This window comes from Pantoea sp. CFSAN033090 (assembly GCF_001264395.1).
Classification (GTDB): Bacteria; Pseudomonadota; Gammaproteobacteria; order Enterobacterales; family Enterobacteriaceae; genus Pantoea; species Pantoea agglomerans.
Genome location: NZ_LGYX01000034.1, coordinates 24,278 through 47,945, shown reverse-complemented (window position 1 = coordinate 47,945; position 23,668 = coordinate 24,278). Strand labels below are relative to the sequence as shown.

The following is a 23,668-nucleotide window of genomic DNA, read 5'->3' as shown; positions in this document are numbered from 1 at the left end:
TGCTTCAGCGGGGCAGGATCGGGAAAACCCCCCGGATTTTTTGCTGCTGCTCTCCTGCTTCGCCACCCCCCTTTCTGAACAGGCCTTTAACCCTCCTGCGCTACAGGCGCATCAGCTGTCGAAACTGCTTCACCTTACTGCGGCTGACCGGCACCTGAAACTCCAGATCGCGCAGCTTCAGCAGATAGGTATTGTTAAACCACGGCTCGATTTCACGAATCTTGCTGAGGCTGACGCAGTAAGAGCGGTGGCAGCGGAAAAATTGCTGTTCCGGCAGGCGTGAACAGAACTCGGTAATATTCATCGACATCACGTAGGATTCGCGCCGGGTATAAACAAAGGTCAGCTTCTCATGCGCCTCAACGTAGTAAATATCATTCACGTCAGTGACAATAATGCGCTCATCTTTGATCAGGTTGACCGTCTGCGGCGCGGGCGTGGCGCTGAGATGGCTGACCGCCTGCTGCGCCTGCGCTGTGGCTTCGAGCTTGTTCAGCATGGTGACAATCCTCGACTCCTGATAGGGCTTGAGAATGTAGTCAAACGCCTCCAGCTCAAACGCTTCCACCGCATGCTCTTTCCACGCGGTAATAAAGACAATCAGTGGCTTGTGGGCAAACTGATGGATATTCTGTGCCAGCAGCATGCCATCCAGTGAGGGGATGTTGATATCGAGGAAAATCACATCAACCCGATGCTGTTGCAGGTACTTCAGCACGTCCAGACCATCGTCAAAACAGGCTTCAATCTCGATTTTGCTGTGATGCTGAATCATCCAGCTCAGCTCCTGCTGCGCCAGGAATTCATCTTCCACAATAATGGCTTTCATAACAGATTCTCCGCCAGGCGCTGGCCATTCTTACTCAGCGTAAAGGAAATCTCGGTGCCCGGCTGATGCCGCACGATATTCAATCCCTGACCCGACAAAAGTTTTACCCGATGATGCACATTGAGCAGGCCGATTTTATTACCGGGCATTTCGTTACGCGCCACCCGTGCTATCACTTCGTCACTGATGCCCTGACCGGTGTCCCGCACCGAGATCCGTACCTGATCGCCCAGATCACGGACGCTCAGCGTCACCACGCCTTTGCCTTTACAGGGCTGGATGCCATGGACAATGGCATTCTCCACCAGAGGCTGGATCAGCAGACTCGGCAGCAGAAAATGGAGATCCTCATCGACGTCATAGATCATCGTCAGCTTATCGCCAAACCGGGCCTGCTCGATGGCGATGTAATCTTTCACCTGCCACAGCTCTTTACGGATGTCGATTAGCTCATCGTCGTTCAGTTCCAGGTTGTAGCGCAGATAGCGTGACAGGTTTATCACCAGCTGACGGGCGGTATCGGGATTGAGCCGGATAGAAGAGGAGATAGCATTCAGGGCGTTGAACAGGAAATGAGGATTTATTTTACTTTGCAGCGCACGCAGTTCCGCTTTATTAGCCATCTCGCGCAACTGCTCGGCACGCGATACTTCAAGCTGGGTTGAGATGATTTGTGACAGGCCAATCGCCATCTCCTTCAGCGAGCCGGTAATACGGTGTGCGCGGCGATAGTAGATTTTCAGCGTGCCGGTGACTTTGCCTTTCTCCCACAGCGGGATCACGATCATGGAGTGAATATCTTTGGTGCGATGCGCTTCATCGTTGTTCTTAATGATAATTTTACCGCTGGCGATCGACTGCGCCGTGGTGGGGCTGATGCCATCATCCCCATGTTTATAATTGTGTTCGCCATAGCCGACGTAGGCCAGAATCTGTTTTTTATCGGTCATCGCCACCGCATCGGCTTTGATCTCCCGTCGGATAATGTCACAGATGTTGCGCAGCGAGTCGCTGTTCACCTGACGGAACAGCGGCAGGGTTTTATTGGCGATCTCCAGCGCCAGCTTGGCCTGGCGGGCGGCAATCGCCTCTTTTTCCCCCTCGACGCTCTGCACCAGCAGTACAATGATGCCGATACTGGAGGCACCGAGGATCATCGGCAGGGCAATTTCCGACACAATCGCCAGCCCGAGTGAGGTGGGGCGCGCCCACACAACAATCAACAACATCGTCAGGGCTTCACAGAGCATGCCGCCGACGATACCGGCACGCCAGCGGTGCTCTTTCAGTACCCGGCGATTAATACCGCCCGCGACGATACCGGCAATGATGCTGGTAATCAGGCAGGGCACGGAGGTCACGCCGTGAATATCGATCAGAAAACGGTGCAGACCGGCGATAACCCCGGTGGCGATCCCGACCCAGGGACCAAACAGAATGCCACCCGCCATAACGGCGATGACCCGCACATTCAGCAGTGAACCATCGACATCGACACCCGACCAGGTACTGAACAGCGCAAACAGGGAAAAGATGGCAGTAACCGCCACTTTCTCCGCACGGGTGTGTTCATCTTTTTGCAGCAGCTGACGAAACGGGCGGGTGCGTGTCAGGAAGAACAGGCAGATCAGCATCAGGGCGGCGCGGTCAAATACTGCCAGTAACATCGTGAAGTGGGAGGACACAGGCGACTCGTCGGCAATGGAAAGTGCCTCTATGATAAAAAATGTGATCGCGAACCGCTAGCGTCCCGATCAATCACGGTGGGAGTTAGTGCTTCAGATCAATTTTTACGGCATATGGGCAAAAAGAGGAAAGGTTGAGTGCATTAAAGGGGAACAGTTTTTCGCCCTGCAGAGGCTGGTCGCTAAGGTGCCGTTTTGCTATGTTGCGCGATGAGGTGCGCCAGTGACCGCTGGAAAACCGCGCCCATCGGGAGCAGCAGATGCAACTAGTCACCGCCAGATTAACCCTGAGTAAATTACAGCCAGAAGACTGGCAACTATTTCGTGCCGTCCATGAAGATCGCGACACCATGACCTGGGTGAGCGAAATCCCCGATGAAGCGGATATCCGCCAGCGCTTCACCGAGCGTCTGGCCCCCTGGCAGGCGAGCAGTTTTCATATGCTCTGCCTGGTTGCGCGACGTCGTGACAACGGTGAGCCGATTGGCCTGTTTGGCTGCAGCCCCGAATGGGAGCCATACCGTCAGGCGGAGGTGGGCTATATGCTGCTGCATCGCCACTGCGGTCAGGGATATGGCAGCGAAGCCCTGGCGGCGCTGTGTCAGTTTTTGCTTGAAGCCGATTTCCACAAACTCAAAGCGATGGTGATTGAAGGGAACTGGGCGTCACGCCGTATTCTGGAGAAAAACGGCTTTCAGCTGGAGGGCACGCTACGGGATAATTATCTGCTGAACGGCTGCTGGGTGAACGATTGGCTGCTGGGGCGGCTGAATCCGCAAAAATAAAAATATTTTCCGCCACCCTCGACAAAATGATCCTCGCCACGTTATGTTCGTAACGGGTCACCACAGTGACCCGCGTCGCTCGGACGGTCCGGGCGCTTACGTAATCCAGAGGACATCATGGCTGATAACAGCACACCCCGTCGTTTCTCGCGTATCGAACGTTTACCCCCTTACGTTTTCAACATCACCGCTGAACTGAAGATGGCTGCGCGTCGGCGCGGCGAAGATATCATCGACTTTTCAATGGGCAACCCGGATGGTCCGACTCCGCCACACATCGTCGAAAAGTTATGCCAGGTGGCGCAGCGTGACGATACCCACGGTTATTCCACTTCTCGCGGTATTCCGCGCCTGCGCCGGGCGATCTCGCGCTGGTACGCCGATCGCTATCAGGTTGAGATCGATCCTGAATCAGAGGCGATTGTCACCATCGGTTCCAAAGAGGGGCTGGCGCACCTGATGCTGGCGACGCTGGATCACGGTGATACCGTGCTGGTGCCCAATCCCAGCTATCCGATCCATATCTACGGTGCGGTGATTGCCGGGGCGCAGGTACGCTCGGTGCCGCTGGTGGCGGGTGTCGACTTCTTCAATGAGCTGGAACGCGCCATTCGCGAGAGCTATCCCAAGCCAAAAATGATGATCCTCGGCTTCCCGTCCAACCCCACCGCACAGTGTGTGGAGCTCGACTTTTTCGAACGGGTGATTGCGCTGGCGAAGCAGTACAACGTGCTGGTGATCCACGATCTGGCCTATGCCGATATCGTCTACGATGGCTGGAAAGCACCATCGATTATGCAGGTGCCGGGCGCGCGTGATGTCGCCGTCGAATTCTTTACCCTGTCAAAAAGCTACAACATGGCGGGCTGGCGTATCGGTTTCATGGTGGGCAACAAAGAGCTGGTAGCCGCGCTGGCGCGAATCAAAAGTTATCATGACTACGGCACCTTTACGCCACTGCAGGTGGCGGCGATTGCGGCGCTGGAAGGGGATCAACAGTGCGTGCGCGACATCGCAGAGCAGTACAAACGCCGCCGTGATGTGCTGGTCAAAGGATTGCATGAAGCGGGCTGGATGGTGGATAACCCGAAAGCCTCAATGTACGTCTGGGCAAAAATACCGGACCATTACGCACATCTGGGGTCGCTGGAGTTTGCCAAGAGACTGCTGCAGGAGGCGAAAGTCTGTGTCTCGCCCGGTATCGGGTTTGGCGACTATGGCGACACGCACGTGCGTTTTGCGCTGATAGAGAACAGCGATCGTATTCGTCAGGCGGTACGGGGAATTAAAGCGATGTTTCGTGCCGATGGCATATTGCCAGGCAGCATAAAAATGGAAGAAGAACGCTGACAGCCAGCAGGGGCGACTCAAGGGTCGCCCCGTGGCGGCACTGTCACGCCATTACTTCAGCAGCAGAACAAAGGTTCCGAACCAAAGTAACGCGAAAAAAGATATTCCCATCAAGGCATATTTCACAAAGCAACTCCTCTGAGCGGTTACGATGATGGCGATCCCAAACCAGTGCAACGCGAACAGATGTGGAAAAGAGATCGCCATTTACAGTCATGGTCTGCTCTCTTCCGGGTTGATCTGAATAACTCAGAACAGGATCGAGCGCTAATTTACGCGTAATCCTCCCCAAATGAAATAGGTCCGTTCTGAGATATTGCTCACAATTTTACGGCACTTCGATTTCAGGGATCGCCGACATGCCTACACGTAACTGAGCCAGATGCTGTTGGTCGACATCCAGCACAATTTTCACCGGCAGACGTTGAACGACTTTAGTGTAGTTGCCGGTGGCGTTATCGGGAGAGATCGCCGAAAAAGTTGCGCCGGTGGCCGGTGCGATGCTGTCCACATGACCGGTAAAGGTCTCGCCCGGCAGGGCGTCCACCCGGATCCGCACCCGCTGGCCGGGACGCACATCGCTTAACTGCGTCTCAAGATAGTTAGCGGTTATGTAGGTTTGCTGCAGTGGCACCACCGCCAGCAGACGGGTGCCGGCTGATACGTACGCGCCGGTCCGCACCGAGCGCTGACCTACCATGCCGTCAACGGGCGCAGTAATGCGGGTGTAGGAGAGATTCAGTCTGGCCTGATCGACGCTGGCCTTCGCCGCTGCAACGTCCGCTTCCGCAGAACGCACCGCCGCCTGTAACACCCCCACCTGTTTTACTGCTGACGCCAGCGCGGCCTGACTCTGATGCACGGCTGCCAGCGCCGAGCGCTGGTTTGAGCTGGCTTTCTGCTGATCGTCGGCTGCCACGGTACCGCTTTTATAGAGGCGGTTATAACGATCGGCGCTCTGACCGGCATACTGCGCAGAGGCTTCGCTGGCCGCGACGCTGGCTTTCTGCTGGTCAATAACCGACTGCTGCTGCTCCAGCTGTGCCTGGCTGCTCAGCAGTTTCGCCTGGCTCACCTGCAGGTCAGCCTCCGCACTCTCCAGCGCCACACGATAGTCACGATCGTCCAGCGTCGCCAGCAGCTGACCCGCTTTGACCTGCTGATTATCCTGCACCTGCACGTGGCTGATGTAGCCCGAGACTTTCGGTGCCACCAGGGTGTAGTCCGCATTGACGTAAGCGTCGTTGGTGCGGTGATCGTTGCCGGTCATCAGTGACCAGACCACAAAAGCGATGGCCAGTAACACCAGCAGCAACAGACTCAGCAGCAGGGTTCTTTTCATTTCGAAAGCACGCATATTCAGTTATTCCGGGAAGGGTTTTGAATCAAAGTTTGAGGCGGCCACACCCGTTTTGGCAGGATGGCGGTAAGCAATAACAGGCAGGCGGCAAAGCCGGTCAGCATCAGCCAGCTGTCGCTCAGACTAAGGATCGTGGCCTGATGCCTGACAAGGGTGGCGAATCCGCTGAGATTATCGGCGGCGCTGATGCTGCCATCCGGCAACAGCGGCAAGCTGCTGCTGGCCTGACTGGCCGTCGGCGCTGTCATCAGCCAGCTGCGACTGGCCGCCTGATTAATCAGCACACTGGAGTGAAACTGCTCACGATGCGAAAGGAAAACCTCAACCAGCGTAGAGGCAGCGATGCTGGAAAAGCCGCGCACCGTATTAAACATTGCCGAGGCAAACGGGCCTTCTGGCGGGGCCACAACGCTGGTGGCGCTCATCAGTATCGGCAAAATGATCATCGGTTGTCCGAACGCCTGCAGGATCTGCAGCAGCCAGAAATTCTGTCTTGCCCAGTCACTGGTGATCTGTGTGCCCAGCAGACAGGAGGTCACCAGCAAGCCGACGCCCGCCGTCAGCATCCAGCGGCAGTCGATCCAGCGGATATTCAGCAGGGCTGCAATCAGCGGTGCGATCAGCAGTTGCGGCAGACCCACCGCCAGCGCCAGCGGGGCAAACTCAAGGGTGCGAAAGCCGCTGACCTGAGCAAAATAGGCCGAAGGCAGCGCGGAGCCAGAAAGCCCAAGGATGAGCACGCAGGCCAGCCCCAGCAAGCCATGCGCCAGATTTGGCCGTCGGAGCATCTGCAATTTAAACAGCGGCAGCGGGTGAAACCACTCATTAATCAGGAAAACCAGCAGCAGCGGCAGCGCGGTGAGCAACATACCGGTAATCAGTGGCGAGTTCAGCCAGTCGAGGCGCTCACCCTGGGTCAGCACCAGAATCAGCAGCGCAACACCACTGCAGCCGGTCACCATGCCGAACAGATCGATCTGCTGAAAACGTTCCGGCCGCAGCGGATCCTGGGGCAATCCCCATCCTGTCAGCAGCATAGCGATCAGCATCAACGGCACGACCTGCCAGAACACCATCATCCAGCTGACGTGATCGGTCCACAACGAGGCCAGCGAGGCCGCCATATTGGGGCCAAACGTCGCGGTCAGGGCATAGCCCGCCAGGCCAAAAAGTTTAAAGGGCGGCGGCAGAAAGCGCAGGGCGACCGTCATCAGCATTGGCGGTAAGGCGCCGCCAAACAGGCCCTGCAATACGCGCAGGCTGATAAATAGCGTCGGATCCCGCACCAGCGGCAGCAGAATGCCAGTCAGCATAAATCCCGCCGACACGCCTAACGTAAAACGCCGCAGCGACAGGGTGACGGCAAACCAGGGCGCAATCATCATGGCGGCCACTTCTGCCGCCTGATAGCCAGAGATAATCCAGCTACCCTGATCGTAACTGATGCCGATCGCGGCACGGATATCGGCCAGCGCGATATCACTGACGCGATCGTTCAGCCCGGAGGTCAGGGCGGCGATGAGCACGCCGACTAATCCCAGTGCCAGTTGCAGTGTAAAAGGATGAGGGGCCGGCGCGGTGGCAGGCTTAGCGTTCATTGCAGGCGATCTCGTTATTATGATGCAGTGTACTGCGATGTGATACAGATCGTAATATTACATCCCGGTATACTGTATTGCAATGTGGTACAGGCTGTAAAAAGTGCGGCATTCGCGCTACAGTAAGGCAGCTCAAACAGGACGACGCTATGGCACATCAACCCTCCAGCCGCGAGGATGAAAAAACGGGCGGTATACAGGTCATCGCCCGTGCGGCAAAAATACTTAATGCGCTTGGTGAACAGCCCGGCGGCATGAGCCTCGGTGAGATCGCTCAGGCGGTCGAACTGCCGCGCTCAACGGTGCAGCGTATTGTTGCCGCGCTCGACAGCGCAGAGCTGGTGCGCAGCAGCGGGGCGGGCGGACTGCGTCTGGGGCCGGCGCTGTTAAAACTGATCTCCAGCGTACATACCGATGTGGTTGATCTGGTCAGTCCGCTGCTGGAAAAACTCTCTTCCGACACCAATGAAACCGTCTCGCTGGCGCGCGCCAGCGGCAGTCAGCTGGCGATAATTCACCACGTGGTGGCGTCGCGTGAGCTTCGGGTGGTTCCGCATATGGGACTCAATCTGCCGCTCTACAGCACCTCCGGTGGACGGGCGTTGCTGGCGCTGGAGTGTGAAAAAGATGTACGGACGATCGTTGGCGACGCCTGGCAGGAGTTAACCGATATGACGGTAAAAACGCTGCCTCAGTTGCTGCAACTTATCAGGGAAGTGCGCGAAACCGGTATCGCCGTGGATCGCGGTGAAACGCTGGAAGGTATCTCTACCATGGCGTTTGCGCTGGATACGCTGTTTGGTCGCTTTTCTGTCTCTTTGCTGGTGCCTTCTGCACGTTTTCTGCGACACGAAGCCCGTTTTCGTGACGAGATGCTGAAGTGTAAAGAGGCACTGGTGCGTGAAATCGGCAAAGTCGCCGCGATAGAAGGATAAGCATTCGATGAAAACCCTGCTGATGGCCATTGATCACTCTCCGGTAGCGGAAAAAGTGGTCGCCTTAACCATTGAAGAAGCGCTGGCGCATCGCGCCGATGTGGTCGTGCTGTGCTGCGTCGATCCCGCTTACTCCTCCTGTAATCAGCCAATGGAAATTGATGCGGGTGAAGATCCGGCCGATTTTGTGGCTGCGCAGGATGAGCAGAATACGGCAGAAATGGTGGTGCGCCATGCACTGGCTCCGTTACTGCGTGCGGGCATTAATGCGCGGGGCATGATTCTGGCGGGTGACGCGGCAGATACTATCGTTGCCCAGTCGCAACAGCTCAAGGCCAGCATGATTATCATGGGACGTCGCCATCTCTCCTCTTTGAATCGGCTGTTAAAAGGCTCAGTCAGCGCATCGGTTATTGAGCGCGCTCACTGTCCTGTGCTGATCGATGTGCGTAAGGATTAATCCCGCCGCATGAATGCTCTGCTTTTTATTACGCTGGCCGCGTTTGCGCTGCTGGCGCTGATTGTTATTGTGTTGATCAAAACCACCCGGCTGCGTTTGTGGCAGGGGCTGATCATCTTTCTGCTGCCCCTGATACTGGCGAATCTGCTCTGGTTCAGCTGGGTAGCGCCGCATCAGTTGCAGGCCAGTCAGCGAGAGCAGGCGGTAAATCAACTGGCAAAGATGCCCGGTTATCGGGTGCTGCAGACTCAGGAACCGGCGTTATGGCTGTTGCTGACCCAGGAGCTGACCCGGCGCATCCGGGCGGGGGAGCCAGCTGAGAAGGCGACGGGCGAGCTACGTGGCTGGCTGATTGAGGTGATTAATCAGCGGCTGATGCGCGGAACTGACGCGGCGGTCGTCAACTATATCAGCGTCTCGGTTGAAGAGATGCGGGCGCTGAACCAAATCGATCCGGGCCTCTGCTTCCGTTATCTCTATCCGCAGGTGAGTGGTGGCATCAATCTGCTGACCACGCTGCCGCCGTCGCTGAATCGCAAAGAGGCGGATGCCATGGAGCAGCTGCTGCTGAACAGTCCACTTCCCGAGCAACCGCTGGATAAGACGCAGGCGCAGGATGATCTGCAAAAAATTGTCGCCCGGCTCTATCAGCAGTGGGGGGATAAGCTGCAGCAGCTGAATATGCCTGCCGACACGGCGGTTGATCGCTCATCGCTGTGTGCCATGTCGATTGATCTCTACAGCGCGATTCTGGCATTACCTGACAAGCGCGCCGCTAACCTGTTACGTAGAATGATTGCACTGACTGGCCAGTAAGCGGCAGCGGAGCAGCGGAATGGCGGGCGAAAAAAAGCCCGCTAAGCGCGGGCAGGGAAGAGAGGAACAGATTTTTATTTTTGGCATTTCCTGGTGTGGTGCAGTCTTCGTTTTGTCTGAATGCATCTTGTCACGCCGTGCATGATAGTGATAGCCGTTTAATCGTATTACATTAATCGGTAAAAGCTTCTCAAGTTTTGAACTTTCGCGCATTAATCCTATGGATGCGCGGCATGCTGCGTCATAAACTGCGCGGCAACGTGAGGATAACTTAATGAAAAAACTAATAACCGGCGCACTGGCGCTGATTTTGCTGAGTGGATGTACTGCCAGCAAACCCGGGGCATTTGAACGTGTAGATGAAGATCCAGGCTCAAATACCGTGCAGTACCGTTTTGACCCGGTAAAGGTCAATCGTGATGCAATGAATATTGATCTGGCGAATTACTGCAGTAATAAAGGCTTTGATAAAGTCGAGGCTTTACCTGCGCAGGAGAGTCATATTCCGGGACTGCAGAAAGCGTGGTTCCAGTGTAATTATGCTGTGAAAAGCTAAATAAAACGGGCGGGATAATTATCCCGCCCTTAAAGTTTAATGCTTTTATTTTATGCTGTGTGACATCTTTGCCCGTTAGCGGCGATGGTGACCGCCATGATACCCACCGTGATAACCTCCATAGTAGCCTCCATGATATCCGCCGCCACCCCCGCGGTGCCAGCCATTGTCGTGTCTGGGGCTGATGATACAACCACTTAATAAGGTCATCAGCGCAACCACCGAAGCGACTTTAATTAATCTCTTCATCGGAAGCTTCTCCTCTTTTCCAATGACTATGACACTACGCTGGAAAAGTGGAGTGAAGATGCAGGCTTTGTAGAGTTATTTAAGAAGGTATGACGGAATATTTCAGAGTGCTGCCTTTTGCAGCGGAGAATAATAAAGAAATAAGAATGAACTGAATAGTAAATACTATCAAAGAGAATAGTCTCAAAATCAAGCGAAAATAATTCTCATTTGAAAGTTTTTACAACTACATTATTAGCATGTCAGTTCAATGGGAGAGAAACATGGCGCATGACGTTAAAAATATTCTGGCTTTACAGGCTGAACTGGGCGAATGCCCGCTCTGGTCAGTGGAAGAACAGGTGCTGTACTGTGTCGATATTCTGGCACCCGCCATTCACCGTTTTGATCCGGTCAGCGGTGAACTGCAAACCTTCCCGCAGGCGGAAGAGGTGGGATGCATCGGTCTGCGTGAGCAGGGCGGTCTGATAGCTGCATTACGTGGCGGTGTCTGGCTGCTGGATGCGCAGGGCAAGCCAGAGAAAAAGATCGCAGAAAATCCCGGTGAGGCTGCGCAAAGCCGATTTAATGATGGTCGCGTTGATCCCTGGGGAAATTTCTGGTGCGGCAGCCTGTGGGAACCGCAGGACAAAAATGGCGGGCTGCTGTGCCGCGTGACGCCTGACCTGAAGCTGGAAGTCAAAGCGCGTGACATTAAAATTTCCAACGGGCTGGCCTTCTCTCCCGACCGGCGCTGGATGTATCACAGTGACACGCCGAATGAAGCGCTCTATCGCTATCCATTAAATGCGCAGGGCGAACCGGGCGAACGCACTCTGTTCCGCCGTTTCGACGCGAAAGGTGGATTGCCGGATGGTGCCGCAGTGGATAGCGAAGGATTTTACTGGTCCGCACAGTTTGATGGCGGACGCGTAGTACGCATCGATCCCCAGAGCAGCGAAATCGTCGATGAGATCCTGCTGCCGGTGAAGTGGCCAACCATGGTGGCCTTTGGTGGCGCCGATCTTAAAACTCTGTTTATTACCAGTTCACGGGAAGATCGCACCGAAGAGGAGCTGGCACGCTATCCGCAGTCAGGCGATATCTTTGCGGTGGACGTCTCGGTGGCGGGCATGGCAGAGCCGCGATTCCGCGGCTAAACGTGAACGGGCCGCTCTGGCGCGGCCCGTCGTGATGGTTAATGACGTTGCAATACAGGTGTTGCTGTAACAGAACTCTGTGGTAAGCGGATGGTGAGTGACAGGAACAGGGAGATGACCAGCAGCGTCATAATCAGGCTGAAGGTGACGGTGAACCCGCCAAACAGTGAGGCGACCAGTGAGCCCAGCACGCTTCCGATACCAAATCCGAGATAGAGCAGACCATAGTTTTTTGTCAGGTTGTTAAGGCCGAAAAAGTCACTGACCAGCGACGGGAATACCGTGATGGTACCGCCAAAGCTGAAGGCTACACAGGCGAGTGACAGGAAGAAGGTGATTTCATTCATTCGGGTAAACAGCAGCACGCTCATCCCGATCAGCGACACGATTTGCGCCAGTGAAATAACCCGGATGCGCATCATTTTGTCAGACAGTATGCCCAGCACCAGACGGCCACTCAGGTTGGCAATCGCAATCACCGTTACCGCACTGGCAGCGGTCTGCGTAGTCAGATGCACCAGCCCTTCGCCGATATCTTTGGCAACGCCTATCACATAGAGACCGCTCATGCAGGCTGTCAGGAACATCAGTGCCAGCATCCAATACTGTGGCAGACGCACCGACTGTGCCAGCGTGTAATCCCGCGCATGTTGCTGACCATTCGTGCTGCTCCCGGTATCCTGAAGGGGGGCATCACGCATCAGCAGTGCACCGAGGATAATCATCGACATCGCGAGCACGCCCCAGATCATAAAGGTCTGCTCCAGACCCACCGTTGCCAGCAGCGCCCCGCAGATAAATTTGAATCCCAGACTACCCAGACCGTAAGCGCCAATCGCACAGGCAGAGATCATCCCTTTGCGCTCCGGAAACCACTTCACGCAGTTTGAGAGCGTCATCAGGTAACCTGCGCCATCCGCCAGACCCACCAGCAGTCCGGCGCTGAAATAGAGCATCATCAGGTTATTAGCATGCGCGGTAAGCCAGAAACCCAGCGCCATCAGCACACCCGCCCCGATAGTGACGCGGCGTACGCCAAAACGTTCCTGTAATTTACCGGCCAGCGAGGAGGCAATAGCCAGCCCCAGACTCAGCAGACCAAACGAAAAAGCAACCTGACTGACCGTCGCATCCAGCTTCTGTGACAGCTGGCCGTTGAACAAACTCCATGTGTAGACTGACCCCAGTGCGAACTGAGTGATTACCGTTCCGAACAATGTAAGCCAGCGAGCACGCTGGTAAGAAGCCTGTTGAGTCTGGTTCATAATTTTTCTCTCCCATCCGGGAATCTGGAAACTGCGGTCAGAATAAAGCAGTGATTCGCGCGCGTGAGCAGTAAAGGCATGAACGGAACGGATCGGGGAATGAAATGCCATTCAGGCGGTATGAATGGCATCGGGAGAGATTAGCGACGTCGCGTCAAAAGTAAGCAAAACGGCAGCTTAATGATTAAGCGTAATTAGCCGTAAGATAATGTTTCATTAAGATGATTCTGTGAGCAGGTTTACAGATTATTTGCCAGGCTAACAGTTCACTTATCAGGAGGAAATATGAAAGACCGGACATATGAATCCAGCACCAGTGAGGATGAAGTTTGCTGCATCATCGGTCAGGCGGTGATTGAACTCAGTACAGAACAACAGCCTGTGACCAAATCGACGCTGGCATTAAAACTGCTGTCGATGGCCGATCGTGATAGTGACGATGAGCGTGTTCTGCTCTACTGGATTGCGCGTAAAGCGATCAATAAACCACAGAAACTCCTTCAGCAGCAGTGGGCATAACGCCCATCCGGACGCGGGCCTCAGCCCGCCTCCGCGTCAGATGATTATCCGGCGACGACTTGCCGGCCAACGGGCAAACATCACGATATTGCCCAGTAAAATCATGACAAGGCCAGGGATGGCGCTGGCATGCCACTCATATCCTTCGTAACGGGTAGAGAGTGCCAGCGCCACCAGCGGAAACAGCACCGTTGTATAGGCAGCCCGACTGGCTCCGATACGTCCCACCAGCGTAAAATAGGCCCCGAATCCCATCACCGATCCCACGATAGCCAGATAGATCAATGCCCCAAACCACTGTGTATTCCATGTCGGCTGTAGCGAAACACCCTGCAGCAGCGAGACCAGTGCCATGATCAGCGCACCGTATAACATGCCGTAACTGTTGGTTGTCAGCACGTCACGTTGCAGACGCTGATGCCGCTGACTGATCATATTGCCGAATGAAAATCCCAGGGTGCCCAGCGCACTTAACCCAATGCCCCACATCAAGCCGGTCGAGGCCTGAGTGCTGCGCAGATCGTGCCAGAACAACGCAACAATACCCGCCATGCCGAGCACTATCGCCGGAATCAGACGTGCGGAAGGGCGCTGACGGAAAAATATCCAGCTGTTAATGGCGTTATACATCACAGCCATAGAGAAAATGACCGACTCCAGTCCGCTGCTGATATAGCCAGAGGCGTAATAAAAGCAGACAAAGTTAAAGCCAAAAACGCAACAGCCCTGCAGCACACAGAAGAGGTGATCCTGCAGCGTCAGCCTGTGCAGACGCTTTATCAGCTTAAGCAGCAATAACATGACCAGCGAGGCCAGCAAAAAACGCCAGAAGACAGCGACAGTTACGGCGCTGATGCCTGCAGACTGTTGCGCATAAATCGCAATCCAGGTCGTGCCCCAGATCAGCACGACTGAGAGATACAAAAACAGGTTCATTACCAGATTCTCCACCGAAAAAAACGCCGAGTCTGCACCCGCAACGCTCCCTGGTCTTGCAGCGGATTGCGCAGGGTTTGCAAAATCTTGCGCATTTTTACTCTCTGTCCCGATGTGCTCTGTTTTCTGTCCCGCGCAATCCGTAAACTGGCACTCTGTTTATCTGAACTGATACCCCGATGAGTCGCTTCCAGACCTTTGACATGCTGCAACGACACAAAGCACAACTGCGCGATCAGGTGCAGCTTCACAGCGGCATTCAGCTGGCAGCCTGGTTTAATAGTGGCGATCGCGTGACAAACCTCAGCGATCATCACACGCTGAGCCTTTACGTGGCGGGCGGCTACGATACCTGGCATAAAACCCCGCATGGCTGGCGTAACGGTGGCGCACCGGACCGCTTCTGTCTGATGCCGGCAGGCATGGAATCAACCTGGGATCTGCGTGCCGATCTCGCCTTTGTTCATCTCTATTGCAGCGAGAACCAGCTGCGGCAACTGGCCGAACGGGTCTGGGACCGCAGTCCGGTGCAGTTAAACCTGCATGAGAAAATCTTTTCTGTTGATGACCGCATTACCCAGCTCTATCGACACTTTCTGCTGAGCAGCGACTGGCAACAGCCCGCCAGCCAGCTGACGCTGAGCAGCGCATCAACACTCTTGCTGACCCATCTGCTGCAGCACTACAGCGAAGTTAAGTGGCAACTGCCCCAGGTACGGGGCGGCCTGGCTCCAGCGGTATTACGTCGGGTTCTCGACTTCATTGAGGCTCACATTGACCAGCCTTTAACCCTGGCTGTGCTGGCGCAGGAAGCGGCATTGAGTGAGTTTCACTTTGCCCGTATGTTCCGTCACACCACTGGCGAAGCGCCGCACCAGTTCGTGATGCGCCGTCGTATGGATCGTGCAAGGATGTTGCTTGAGCGGCCCGATCTTACACTGACCGATATTGCCCTTCAGTGTGGTTACCACTCTTCAGCCCACTTCAGCCATCGTTTCCGGCAGGTTTATGGCATGACGCCCTCGGCATGTCGGCGGGGGAGTCGATGAACTTCTTAGCGGCAACAGGCACATTAGCAGCGTATAACAGTGCCACAAATCATTAACATAACTTATTATAAAAACTAACCCGTTTGGGCTGGTTCTCGTTTTCACTTTCTGCCGCTATCCTGTAAAAAAAGCATGAACCGCACTTTTTAGCATTGGGTAATTTCTCTGCTCAATCCCGCAATGAACTATTCAATGAAACATTTTTTAGTCCCAGCTATCATGCGCCCCACAGCCGAAATCTCAAGAAAAATCTTATATATCAGATCAGTATAAGATATTTTCTGGCAAGCTTACTATGTTACATATGGTTACATATTATCATTTCCTTTAGCTGACCCACTATTTCTAAACTCGCGCCATGGGTGTTTATCTGAAAAATAAATTCAGGGTTTACGCTCTTTCATCGCGTCATATCGCCAGTAAATGGAATGTACTCGCTTCTGACCGCAGGTCCTGCTTTTCATTGAATGTTTAATAGCAGGAATGTTTTATGGCAGGGTAAGCCATTCTTAATATTTGACACTGGCTGTGGCGGTTTCTATCACTCCATAGAACAGGGACAGCCATGTCTAACTCTTCCTTTCAGTCCGAAATACCCAAGGCACGTATCAATTTAAAACTTGATTTGCATACGGGCGGGGCGAGCAAGAAAACCGAACTCCCCCTGAAATTACTGGTGGCGGGCGACTTCAGTAATGGTCAGGAGTCCGCGCCACTCTCTGAACGCAAAAAAGTTAATCTGAACAAAAATAACTTTGACTCAGTACTTTCCGAATATTCCCCAAAAGTAAATCTCACCGTTAAAAACACGCTTGCCGGTGACGGTAGCGAAGACAATATCAATCTGACATTCCAGAGCATGAAGGATTTCACCCCTGAGCAGGTTTCCCGGCAGATCCCTCAGCTGAAGGCGATGCTTTCCATGCGTAATCTGCTTCGCGATTTAAAAGCTAACCTGCTGGACAATCAGGCTTTCCGGAAAGAGCTTGAAAAAATTCTGCTCGACCCGGCATTAAGCGCAGAACTCAGATCTGAGTTGTCTGCTCTGGCCCCTAAACAGCCATAACGGTCAGGATGTTTTAACGGATTAATAAGGAAGATGTTGATGTCTGTAAAAAATGAGAATGCCGCGGGTGGCGAGAGTGTGGTGCTGGAACGTCCGGCCGCTGGTGGGGTTTATGCGTCTCTGTTTAAAAAAATCAATCTGAACCCGGTCTCCGAACTCAGTGCACTGGATATCTGGCAGGATGCGCAGGCGATGTCGGATGCGACTGCGGATGAACGTTTAACGGCCGGGATGCAGGTGTTCCTGGAGTGCCTGACAAAAGCGGGCTCAAAAGTTGAAAAACTCGACAAAAACCTGATTGACCATCATATCGCTGAGCTGGACTACCAGATTAGTCGTCAGCTTGATGCTGTCATGCACCATGAGGACTTCCAGGCGGTAGAAAGTCTATGGCGCGGCGTGAAATCCCTGGTCGATAAAACCGATTTCCGTCAGAACGTGAAGGTTGAACTGCTGGATATGTCCAAAGAAGACCTGCGACAGGACTTCGAAGACTGCCCGGAAATTATCCAGAGCGGACTGTATAAACATACCTATATTGATGAGTATGACACCCCGGGTGGAGAGCCGATTGCCGCGCTGATTTCCGCCTACGAGTTTGATGCTTCCGCTCAGGATGTAACGCTTCTGCGCAACATCTCTAAAGTGTCTGCTGCTGCGCATATGCCGTTTATCGGCTCCGCCGGCCCCAAATTTTTCCTCAAGGATTCGATGGAGGAAGTGGCGGCTATAAAAGACATCGGTAACTACTTTGACCGTGCCGAGTACATCAAGTGGAAATCGTTTCGTGAGACGGATGATTCCCGCTATATCGGTCTGGTGATGCCGCGTGTGCTGGGCCGCCTGCCGTATGGCCCGGATAAGCGGTCTGTACCAGGAGATGCTCGGGCGCATTGCCCGTAACTGGCCGGATTTAACCCTGTCTGACATGACCGGCGATACGGATGCGTCAACCCTGTTCTCCTCGGAAGAGGTGGTGCCGGGGATGTTCACCCGTCAGGCGTGGGAAGAGCAGGTTGAAGATGCGATTGATCAGGTAGTGAAGACCCGCCGTGATGAAATTGACTGGGTGCTCACCGACAAAACCCATCAGCCGGGCAGTGATGTGTCACCGGAAGCGCTGAAACAGCGCCTGACCGAGCGTTACTTCACTGACTTTGGCAACGCCTGGCTCAACATGGCCAACAGCATTCAGTGGCACGAAGCGTCATCGCTTTCGGAGGCCATTGCGCAGCTGAACCTGCTGGCAGATGTGCGTCAGTCCCCTCTGGTGGCGCTGATGAATACACTTGCCTGGCAGGGACAGACCGGGACAAAAGGAGAGGCTCTGGCTGACACCCTGGTGGACTCGGCTAAAAAACTGGTGGGGCGTCAGAAGAGTGCAAAACAGTTTATTAAACAGGCGCAGGGGCCGAAAGGGCCGCTGGATGGCGTCTTTGGTCCGCTCACGGGGCTGATGGCCGGCAAGGACGGTATACGTGTGGCAAAAGGGCTGCTGGTCACCGCCGATGGCAAAGTGCAGGGTGAAGGCGATGTGCTGGATATGGATGTGGCACTCCGGGAGATTGAGGCTGTCCGCGCACAAATCGAGGGGCTTGCCAGCGCCACCCGCCAGGCGAAAGCCCTGGAAGCTGACATTGCCAGCCAGCAGGCGATGTTCGCCACACGGCTGAAAACCCTCAATGAGATGATCCATTTCTCCGCACCCGAGGGGATCGCTTTTACCAGTGCAGAGCATCTGCACCTGGCGGCCACGAAGAATGTCGCCCTGAATGCCGGTGGTGACATCAGCATGGGGGCTGAAGGGCATATCACCGGACTGGCAGGCGACAGCGTGGGAATGTTTGCCCAACACGGCAAGCTGAGACTGATTTCGGCACAAGGTCCGGTACAGTTTCAGGCGCAGAATGGGGCGATGCATTTGAGCGCGGAGCACAAGCTCACGCTTATCTCCGCAACGGAGATGCTGCTGGCCGGTAAGCCTATCTTATCGAACGTCCTTTAAGGGAAGCGCCAAAGCAGGGAACGCGATTTCCGAGTCTTCATGCTGAAAAAGACCATATAAATATTCTTAGGCGCAAATATTCAAAAGCAGATTATCCGGATTTGTTTTCCAGAGAACCCGAATTGAGCCCGGCGTTTGGGGTCACTCCTGCTTACACCAATATCGCTTCTTTCAGCGGTGAAATTACTGCTAAAAGTGCTAGAGATATGGCAGGCAGTACAATTTACAGGGCTTTTGGCAACTCAACAGAATTAGCGCCAAGCGGCTCCTGGGCTGCCGGGGGATTTTGGGGCTATCAGAAAGTGCCTGGTAACGCGGAAGAGTGGCGTCAGCTATCGGCGGTACTGGATGAGTGGAACGGCAACGGTTTTCTGGTGGTGCTGCATCTGCCGGAAGATCTTACCACGCGGATGCCGGGCACTAATGCCTGGCACGGCAAAATAGCTGAACAGTTCGGACAAAAGAGAACCAAACAGTACCTTGAAGGCGGCGGCGAGCAGGTGATAATTAATCTGGATGAAATGCTGAAAACAGAGCTTAATCGCATCGGAGAGCAGGTCAAGGCCACCGGGCAGCCTGCCAGCGTGGAGATTAACGGGGTAAAAGCTGAGTTTTATCCTTCTGGCTGGAAAGATGTGGAAGGCGTGCACGGTTACAACAAACCTGAGGGAATTGATCCGCCCTATGCCACCTATACCCGAGAACTGCATGACGATGAACTGCGCAGTAAGGTGAAAGACAGAACGATAATTAATGCAGCCCGGATTGAGCGGCAGGCCACGACAGGAAGCGAACAATGATGACACTTAAAAAGAAATACCCGATGAGTGATGAGCAGGTGCGTCGCAAATTGTTCTGGCTGTTACAGCGGCTGAGCAGCTATACCCTGTGGCAGCGCAAACGGGATGCCTGGGCGTATTTTACACAACAATATGAGCAAGCATTAAAAACCTGGCCGGAAAAGCTAACAAAAGGGTTTGATGGGGAGGTGATAATTTGGGCGTATGATGCCCTGCGTCTCTATGACGAAGGACTACCAGAACTGGCTGTCGGCAACCGGCAGGTGTGGCAAATTAAAACCGGTGAGTTTTATCAGCTTGTTCGGCCTGTTGATTTAGTCCAGAAGTTTTTTTATCCCCTCTGCCATGAACGCTGGACGCAGGTAGAAGCCTATCCCCCTGAGGTGGAAAAGCTCAATAAATTGCGCATTGCAGCAAAATTCCAAGGAGAATACCTGCTGTATCCACCACAAAATAATGTCTGTAATTTTTTTGACGCAGAATCTCTTCTTGCGCCTGAACATTATCAGTGGGAATTTTCATATTACCCTTATCCGGTATTCCCGAAAAATCTCCCACCCGTTCCTGAACGCAGCGATATCATTATTAAAACCAATGATCCGGTGCCCTGTGACGGTATCTGGGAGCCGGTAAAAATTTTGTACAACCATAAGTTTCTGGTGGTTAAAGACGGCATCAGCGGGTTTAAAAATCTCGGGGCTTACAACTATTTTATTCGTGGAATGAATGCGCCCCGCCAGGTTTATTATGATGTACTGATGGAGAGCGATAAGGAAATGCTTATCACTGACGATCCCATTCGCTACCGCGATGTTCACTGGCGTCTTGTCTGGGAAGACACTCGCTACTGTGACGGTGTTATTCCGGATGAATCAGAGTATTTTCTGAATGATGCACCGGGTGAGCGTATTACCTGCCAAAGCGGTGAGCCGTGCCCGTATTCCGGGCGCTGGGCAACCATTGCCGGGAGTCATCAGCAGTTTATTGAAGTTCAGGCTGGTACGCAGATGCCGGAAGCCACGAAATATCAGCGTGATATGTATGCACCTGAAATACGCACCCCGGCGGAGTGGAGTCTTATTAGCAGGGATGACGGTGGGAGTATTTATTTAAAACCTGAATAAAATTAAATCGTAGCCACCTTTCTGAATACTGCCGGCACGCTGATGGCCCGCGTCGAGAGCGAAGAGAAGAATGACCCTTATGCGCATCTGGACAGCCTCGGGCGCTACCGGGTGAAGCTGGATTTCAGCCGTGAAGAGTCAGAGCCCGGTCACAGCTACCTGTGGATACGCCAGGCGAAGCCGTATGCCGGGGATATATGCGACCAGCACGCGTAAGCTGCATGATGATGAACTCAGAAGCAAAGTGACGCAGCGTAGTATGGTGAATGCCGTCCGCGTTGACCGCCAGACCAGCGAAGAGGACAGTAAGTAATGACTAATTTTCCAATGACCGACGAGCATGTTCGCCGTCCCCTTTTTTGGCTGATACAGCGCCTCAGCAGCTACACCCTCTGGCAGCGTAAACGGAATGTCTGGGCGCTGTTCGCAGACAAATACGAGGAGGCGCTAAAAACCTGGCCGGAAGAAAAAACCAGGGGATTTCATCCGAAAGGGATCATCTATATCTATGATGCATTGCGATTGTTCGATGAGGGGCTGGCAGAACTGGCAACAGGTAACCGACAGGTCTGGCAGCGCAAAACGGGAGCATTTCATCAGTTGGCTCGGCCTGTTGATCTTGTTGGCTCATTCCTGTACGGGCCTTGCCATGAACGTGGAATGCAGGTTGAACACTACCCTGATTTTATTGAATCCTTAAACAAACTCCGGCTGGCGGCTGAATACTGGGGGGATAATTTACTTTATCCGCCATATAACAATGTCTGTAATACCTTTGATGCAGGGTATTTACTGGATTCCAAAAATTACAGTTCCACCTTTGCTGTCTATCCATACCCTGTTTTCCCAAAAAATTTACCTTCGGTACCAGACGGAACAGAAATCATTATCAAAACAGGAGAGCCTGTACCCTGTGATGGCATCTGGGAACCGGTAAAACTCACCCATAATCATAAGTTTTTGGTGTTCCCGACAGCTATCAGCGGATTTAAAACTTTGGGAGCGTTTAATTATTTCATACGTGGAATGAATGCGCCTTTGCAGGTTTATGAAGACATGTTACGGGCTGACGGCTGGGGATATCGTGAGGTTCAATGGCGTCTGGTCTGGGAGGATACCCGTTATTGTGATGGCATTATCCCGGATGAGTCAGCGTATTTTCTGAATGAAGCCTAGGGAAAACGTATCCAGTGTCGTACCGGTGAGCAATGCCCACATTCCGGACAGTGGGCCACGCTGGCAGGGGGGCATCAGCAATTTACTTATGCGCGTGCGGGGCAAAAAATGTCGGAAGCGGAGGTCTTTAAGGGCATGATGACGACGGCAGCGTTTTTGTCGTCAGCCCTGACGAGACACACTGATACTGGGAGCTGTCGGCGCTGTATGACGGCGTAATTGAAGCCGTGTGGGATGCGCGGGTGTGGCACCACACGGTGACCGGCAGCGTCACCACGCGCGATTATAACTACCGCACCGCCAGCACACCGATGGATGCAAAGGTCAGCGTCAGAAACGGGGCGGCCACCACCGGCGAGCACTACCGCTACCTGGCTCTTTACCGCAACGCCGGGGATGACACCACCGCTGAGCTGGTCACAGCCGATGGCAAAGTGCACGGCGAAGGCGATGTGCTGAATATGTACGTGGCACTGCAGGAGATTGAGGCCGTCCGCACGCAAATCGAGGGACTGGCCAGCGCCACCCGGCAGGCAAAAGCCCTGGAAGCTGACATTGCCAGTCAGCAGGCGATGTTCGCCACACGGCTGAAAACCCTCAATGAGATGATCCATTTCTCCGCACCCGAGGGGATCGCTTTTACCAGTGCTGAGCATCTGCAACTGGCGGCCACGAAGAATGTCGCCCTGAATGCCGGTGGTGACATCAGCATGGGTGCTGAAGGGCATATCACCGGACTGGCAGGCGACAGCGTGGGAATGTTTGCCCAACACGGCAAGCTGAGACTGATTTCGGCACAAGGTCCGGTACAGTTTCAGGCGCAGAATGGGGCGATGCATTTGAGCGCGGAGCACAAGCTCACGCTTATCTCCGCAACGGAGATGCTGCTGGCCGGAAAGAAGCGAATACGACTTGTCGGAGGCGGGAGCTCCATCGTCATCGAGCAGGGACAAATCAAGTACGAGACTGCGGGAACGTACACCCGCAAGGCCAGACGACTGTACACGGAAGGTGGTGCTTCGCAGAGTATAGAAATGCCAGTCTTGTACCCGCCAATCGAAAATAAAATTTGTATTCCTTGTCTGCTTAAAGCGATACAGGCCAATGATGCGATAGTGCAGGGAGCATAACAATGGACAGTACAGAACTCATTACAGCGTTATCCTGCAGTCCAGACGAGAATATCTGCCTTCTGTTTGAAGCGGGTGCGCAGCCGGAGGCCGATTTTCTGGCATTTAAAGTGCAGCATGCTCTCAGGCTGCATTCTCTGTATATCCATCCTCAATTGACAGAATTTCAGAACTACGGTCCCTGGTTGCTGGAAATTGATAATGCAGAGCGGCTACCTGACTACCTGGCGTCTTTGCCGGGATGCGCCGCAGTCATTGTTTCAACGCGTTATCCATCAATGCTGGCAGTGCAGCTATCACGTGGATGCACCATTGTTCAACCAGATGGGTCTACAGAGTTGACGCGCTTCTATGCCAGTTATGTCATGGAAACGCTGGCGCAGCGTGCCGACTGTGACTGGCATACCTTTCTGTTCAATGGCATCACACGGTGGTGGTTACCTGGAGAAACGCAGTGGCAGGCACTTTCCATAAAGCCCTCTGAAGTAGATAAGCCCACTAATCATATTATCAGGCTTGATAAAGCGACCTGGCAGCAGATTACGGATAAGCCGGAAGTGACCAGTATTCTGAAAGAATGGCAGAAGATGCCGACTAGCAAAGTATTTCCACCATGCGCGCAGCGACTGATGGTGATCAAAGTGTTGAATAAAAGTAAAGAGTTGGGTTCGTTATCCCCTGCGGATCAGAAATTGTACGTGTTGTATTACCTTAATGGCGGGCGGCAGGAGCTGGAATCAGATGCACTGAAGGCTGCATTACCAAAGGTGCTGAATGGAACGCTATCGCTGGCAGATGTGCTGGTTAACCTTGCGGATACACAGTACTGAAAATCT

Annotated in this window: 23 protein-coding genes and 2 pseudogenes; 18 read left to right on the top strand and 7 right to left on the bottom strand. The window is 53.8% G+C overall.

Features of this window, described 5'->3' with window-relative positions:
• Positions 1–100 precede the first annotated feature (100 nt).
• Complete coding sequence (locus tag AFL22_RS22435) at positions 101–829, bottom strand: LytTR family DNA-binding domain-containing protein (RefSeq protein WP_003848909.1); 729 nt, start codon at positions 827–829, stop codon at positions 101–103.
• Positions 826–2,496, bottom strand: a complete 1,671-nt coding sequence (locus tag AFL22_RS22430; RefSeq protein WP_010257859.1) for a sensor histidine kinase — start codon at positions 2,494–2,496, stop codon at positions 826–828. Before AFL22_RS22430 ends, AFL22_RS22435 begins: the two co-directional genes overlap by 4 nt.
• 278 nt (positions 2,497–2,774) lie before the next feature.
• Between AFL22_RS22430 and AFL22_RS22425 the strand changes: the two genes are divergently transcribed.
• Positions 2,775–3,299 carry a GNAT family N-acetyltransferase gene (locus AFL22_RS22425; RefSeq protein ID WP_031292218.1) on the top strand — a complete coding sequence of 175 codons (525 nt, stop codon included), beginning with the start codon at positions 2,775–2,777 and terminating at the stop codon, positions 3,297–3,299.
• A 117-nt stretch (positions 3,300–3,416) separates the two neighbouring features.
• The gene (gene alaC, locus AFL22_RS22420; protein WP_052272202.1) at positions 3,417–4,649 is read left to right on the top strand and encodes an alanine transaminase; all 1,233 of its coding nucleotides are present in this window, start codon (positions 3,417–3,419) and stop codon (positions 4,647–4,649) included.
• A 51-nt stretch (positions 4,650–4,700) separates the two neighbouring features.
• Here the strand turns inward: alaC and ypdK are convergent, their stop codons facing one another.
• From ypdK to AFL22_RS22410, 3 genes are all read right to left on the bottom strand, one after another.
• Positions 4,701–4,775: a membrane protein YpdK gene (ypdK, locus tag AFL22_RS24170; RefSeq protein ID WP_099257831.1), complete on the bottom strand. Its 75-nt coding sequence runs from the start codon at positions 4,773–4,775 to the stop codon at positions 4,701–4,703.
• A gap of 202 nt (positions 4,776–4,977) precedes the next feature.
• A complete protein-coding gene (locus AFL22_RS22415; protein ID WP_052272201.1) occupies positions 4,978–6,006 on the bottom strand; it encodes an HlyD family secretion protein in 1,029 nt (342 codons plus the stop codon).
• Between the two features lie 2 nt (positions 6,007–6,008).
• A complete protein-coding gene (locus tag AFL22_RS22410; RefSeq protein WP_052272200.1) occupies positions 6,009–7,607 on the bottom strand; it encodes an MFS transporter in 1,599 nt (532 codons plus the stop codon).
• A gap of 149 nt (positions 7,608–7,756) precedes the next feature.
• Here AFL22_RS22410 and AFL22_RS22405 point away from each other — a divergent pair, with 149 nt between their 5' ends.
• The 5 genes from AFL22_RS22405 (at position 7,757) to AFL22_RS22385 (ending at position 11,762) form a co-directional block, all read left to right on the top strand.
• Positions 7,757–8,542 (top strand): IclR family transcriptional regulator, encoded by a 786-nt coding sequence (locus AFL22_RS22405; RefSeq protein ID WP_010257875.1) that lies wholly within the window; start codon positions 7,757–7,759, stop codon positions 8,540–8,542.
• A gap of 7 nt (positions 8,543–8,549) precedes the next feature.
• Positions 8,550–9,002, top strand: coding sequence for a universal stress protein (locus AFL22_RS22400; protein ID WP_033769738.1), 453 nt, complete (start codon positions 8,550–8,552; stop codon positions 9,000–9,002).
• 9 nt (positions 9,003–9,011) lie between these two features.
• Entirely contained in the window at positions 9,012–9,818 is an 807-nt protein-coding gene (locus AFL22_RS22395) for a hypothetical protein (RefSeq protein ID WP_052272199.1), read from the top strand.
• A 274-nt stretch (positions 9,819–10,092) separates the two neighbouring features.
• Positions 10,093–10,374: a lipoprotein gene (locus AFL22_RS22390; RefSeq protein WP_033758553.1), complete on the top strand. Its 282-nt coding sequence runs from the start codon at positions 10,093–10,095 to the stop codon at positions 10,372–10,374.
• A gap of 512 nt (positions 10,375–10,886) precedes the next feature.
• Positions 10,887–11,762: an SMP-30/gluconolactonase/LRE family protein gene (locus AFL22_RS22385; RefSeq protein ID WP_022624175.1), complete on the top strand. Its 876-nt coding sequence runs from the start codon at positions 10,887–10,889 to the stop codon at positions 11,760–11,762.
• 38 nt (positions 11,763–11,800) lie between these two features.
• Here the strand turns inward: AFL22_RS22385 and AFL22_RS22380 are convergent, their stop codons facing one another.
• Positions 11,801–13,027: an OFA family MFS transporter gene (locus tag AFL22_RS22380; protein WP_022624176.1), complete on the bottom strand. Its 1,227-nt coding sequence runs from the start codon at positions 13,025–13,027 to the stop codon at positions 11,801–11,803.
• A 285-nt stretch (positions 13,028–13,312) separates the two neighbouring features.
• Between AFL22_RS22380 and AFL22_RS22375 the strand changes: the two genes are divergently transcribed.
• Positions 13,313–13,546, top strand: a complete 234-nt coding sequence (locus AFL22_RS22375; RefSeq protein ID WP_010257893.1) for a hypothetical protein — start codon at positions 13,313–13,315, stop codon at positions 13,544–13,546.
• 36 nt (positions 13,547–13,582) lie between these two features.
• Here the strand turns inward: AFL22_RS22375 and AFL22_RS22370 are convergent, their stop codons facing one another.
• Positions 13,583–14,482 (bottom strand): EamA family transporter, encoded by a 900-nt coding sequence (locus AFL22_RS22370; RefSeq protein WP_033779729.1) that lies wholly within the window; start codon positions 14,480–14,482, stop codon positions 13,583–13,585.
• Positions 14,483–14,661: 179 nt separating this feature from the next.
• Here AFL22_RS22370 and AFL22_RS22365 point away from each other — a divergent pair, with 179 nt between their 5' ends.
• The 10 genes and pseudogenes from AFL22_RS22365 (at position 14,662) to AFL22_RS22325 (ending at position 23,662) form a co-directional block, all read left to right on the top strand.
• The gene (locus AFL22_RS22365; protein WP_052272198.1) at positions 14,662–15,531 is read left to right on the top strand and encodes an AraC family transcriptional regulator; all 870 of its coding nucleotides are present in this window, start codon (positions 14,662–14,664) and stop codon (positions 15,529–15,531) included.
• Positions 15,532–16,096: 565 nt separating this feature from the next.
• Positions 16,097–16,597, top strand: a complete 501-nt coding sequence (gene tssB / locus AFL22_RS22360) for a type VI secretion system contractile sheath small subunit (protein WP_010671384.1) — start codon at positions 16,097–16,099, stop codon at positions 16,595–16,597.
• Between the two features lie 33 nt (positions 16,598–16,630).
• A pseudogene (gene tssC, locus AFL22_RS22355) lies at positions 16,631–17,473 on the top strand (type VI secretion system contractile sheath large subunit); the annotation flags it as partial.
• Positions 17,474–17,477: 4 nt separating this feature from the next.
• On the top strand, positions 17,478–18,602 hold the full coding sequence (locus AFL22_RS24740) for an ImcF-related family protein (protein WP_052272197.1): 1,125 nt from the start codon (positions 17,478–17,480) through the stop codon (positions 18,600–18,602).
• A 101-nt stretch (positions 18,603–18,703) separates the two neighbouring features.
• Complete coding sequence (locus AFL22_RS23855; RefSeq protein WP_241773207.1) at positions 18,704–19,402, top strand: hypothetical protein; 699 nt, start codon at positions 18,704–18,706, stop codon at positions 19,400–19,402.
• The gene (locus AFL22_RS22340) at positions 19,399–20,526 is read left to right on the top strand and encodes an Imm72 family immunity protein (protein ID WP_052272196.1); all 1,128 of its coding nucleotides are present in this window, start codon (positions 19,399–19,401) and stop codon (positions 20,524–20,526) included. The genes AFL22_RS23855 and AFL22_RS22340 overlap by 4 nt, the downstream gene beginning before the upstream one ends.
• Positions 20,527–20,559: 33 nt before the next feature.
• Positions 20,560–20,721, top strand: a pseudogene (locus tag AFL22_RS24165) (type VI secretion system tip protein VgrG); the annotation flags it as partial.
• A gap of 117 nt (positions 20,722–20,838) precedes the next feature.
• The gene (locus AFL22_RS22335) at positions 20,839–21,702 is read left to right on the top strand and encodes an Imm72 family immunity protein (protein ID WP_052272195.1); all 864 of its coding nucleotides are present in this window, start codon (positions 20,839–20,841) and stop codon (positions 21,700–21,702) included.
• 242 nt (positions 21,703–21,944) lie between these two features.
• Positions 21,945–22,832, top strand: a complete 888-nt coding sequence (locus AFL22_RS22330; protein ID WP_241773206.1) for a DUF2345 domain-containing protein — start codon at positions 21,945–21,947, stop codon at positions 22,830–22,832.
• Between the two features lie 2 nt (positions 22,833–22,834).
• Complete coding sequence (locus tag AFL22_RS22325; protein WP_052272194.1) at positions 22,835–23,662, top strand: DUF4123 domain-containing protein; 828 nt, start codon at positions 22,835–22,837, stop codon at positions 23,660–23,662.
• Positions 23,663–23,668: the final 6 nt, after the last annotated feature.

Excerpts from the sequence above, each read along its gene's own strand:
- AFL22_RS22435 (WP_003848909.1), bottom strand. The coding sequence starts at position 829 with ATGAAAGCCATTATTGTGGAAGATGAATTCCTGGCGCAGCAGGAGCTG.
- AFL22_RS22430 (WP_010257859.1), bottom strand. The coding sequence starts at position 2,496 with ATGTTACTGGCAGTATTTGACCGCGCCGCCCTGATGCTGATCTGCCTG.
- AFL22_RS22425 (WP_031292218.1), top strand. The coding sequence starts at position 2,775 with ATGCAACTAGTCACCGCCAGATTAACCCTGAGTAAATTACAGCCAGAA.
- alaC (WP_052272202.1), top strand. The coding sequence starts at position 3,417 with ATGGCTGATAACAGCACACCCCGTCGTTTCTCGCGTATCGAACGTTTA.
- AFL22_RS22415 (WP_052272201.1), bottom strand. The coding sequence starts at position 6,006 with ATGCGTGCTTTCGAAATGAAAAGAACCCTGCTGCTGAGTCTGTTGCTG.
- AFL22_RS22410 (WP_052272200.1), bottom strand. The coding sequence starts at position 7,607 with ATGAACGCTAAGCCTGCCACCGCGCCGGCCCCTCATCCTTTTACACTG.
- AFL22_RS22405 (WP_010257875.1), top strand. The coding sequence starts at position 7,757 with ATGGCACATCAACCCTCCAGCCGCGAGGATGAAAAAACGGGCGGTATA.
- AFL22_RS22400 (WP_033769738.1), top strand. The coding sequence starts at position 8,550 with ATGAAAACCCTGCTGATGGCCATTGATCACTCTCCGGTAGCGGAAAAA.
- AFL22_RS22395 (WP_052272199.1), top strand. The coding sequence starts at position 9,012 with ATGAATGCTCTGCTTTTTATTACGCTGGCCGCGTTTGCGCTGCTGGCG.
- AFL22_RS22390 (WP_033758553.1), top strand. The coding sequence starts at position 10,093 with ATGAAAAAACTAATAACCGGCGCACTGGCGCTGATTTTGCTGAGTGGA.
- AFL22_RS22385 (WP_022624175.1), top strand. The coding sequence starts at position 10,887 with ATGGCGCATGACGTTAAAAATATTCTGGCTTTACAGGCTGAACTGGGC.
- AFL22_RS22380 (WP_022624176.1), bottom strand. The coding sequence starts at position 13,027 with ATGAACCAGACTCAACAGGCTTCTTACCAGCGTGCTCGCTGGCTTACA.
- AFL22_RS22375 (WP_010257893.1), top strand. The coding sequence starts at position 13,313 with ATGAAAGACCGGACATATGAATCCAGCACCAGTGAGGATGAAGTTTGC.
- AFL22_RS22370 (WP_033779729.1), bottom strand. The coding sequence starts at position 14,482 with ATGAACCTGTTTTTGTATCTCTCAGTCGTGCTGATCTGGGGCACGACC.
- AFL22_RS22365 (WP_052272198.1), top strand. The coding sequence starts at position 14,662 with ATGAGTCGCTTCCAGACCTTTGACATGCTGCAACGACACAAAGCACAA.
- tssB (WP_010671384.1), top strand. The coding sequence starts at position 16,097 with ATGTCTAACTCTTCCTTTCAGTCCGAAATACCCAAGGCACGTATCAAT.
- AFL22_RS24740 (WP_052272197.1), top strand. The coding sequence starts at position 17,478 with ATGCTCGGGCGCATTGCCCGTAACTGGCCGGATTTAACCCTGTCTGAC.
- AFL22_RS22340 (WP_052272196.1), top strand. The coding sequence starts at position 19,399 with ATGATGACACTTAAAAAGAAATACCCGATGAGTGATGAGCAGGTGCGT.
- AFL22_RS22335 (WP_052272195.1), top strand. The coding sequence starts at position 20,839 with ATGACTAATTTTCCAATGACCGACGAGCATGTTCGCCGTCCCCTTTTT.
- AFL22_RS22325 (WP_052272194.1), top strand. The coding sequence starts at position 22,835 with ATGGACAGTACAGAACTCATTACAGCGTTATCCTGCAGTCCAGACGAG.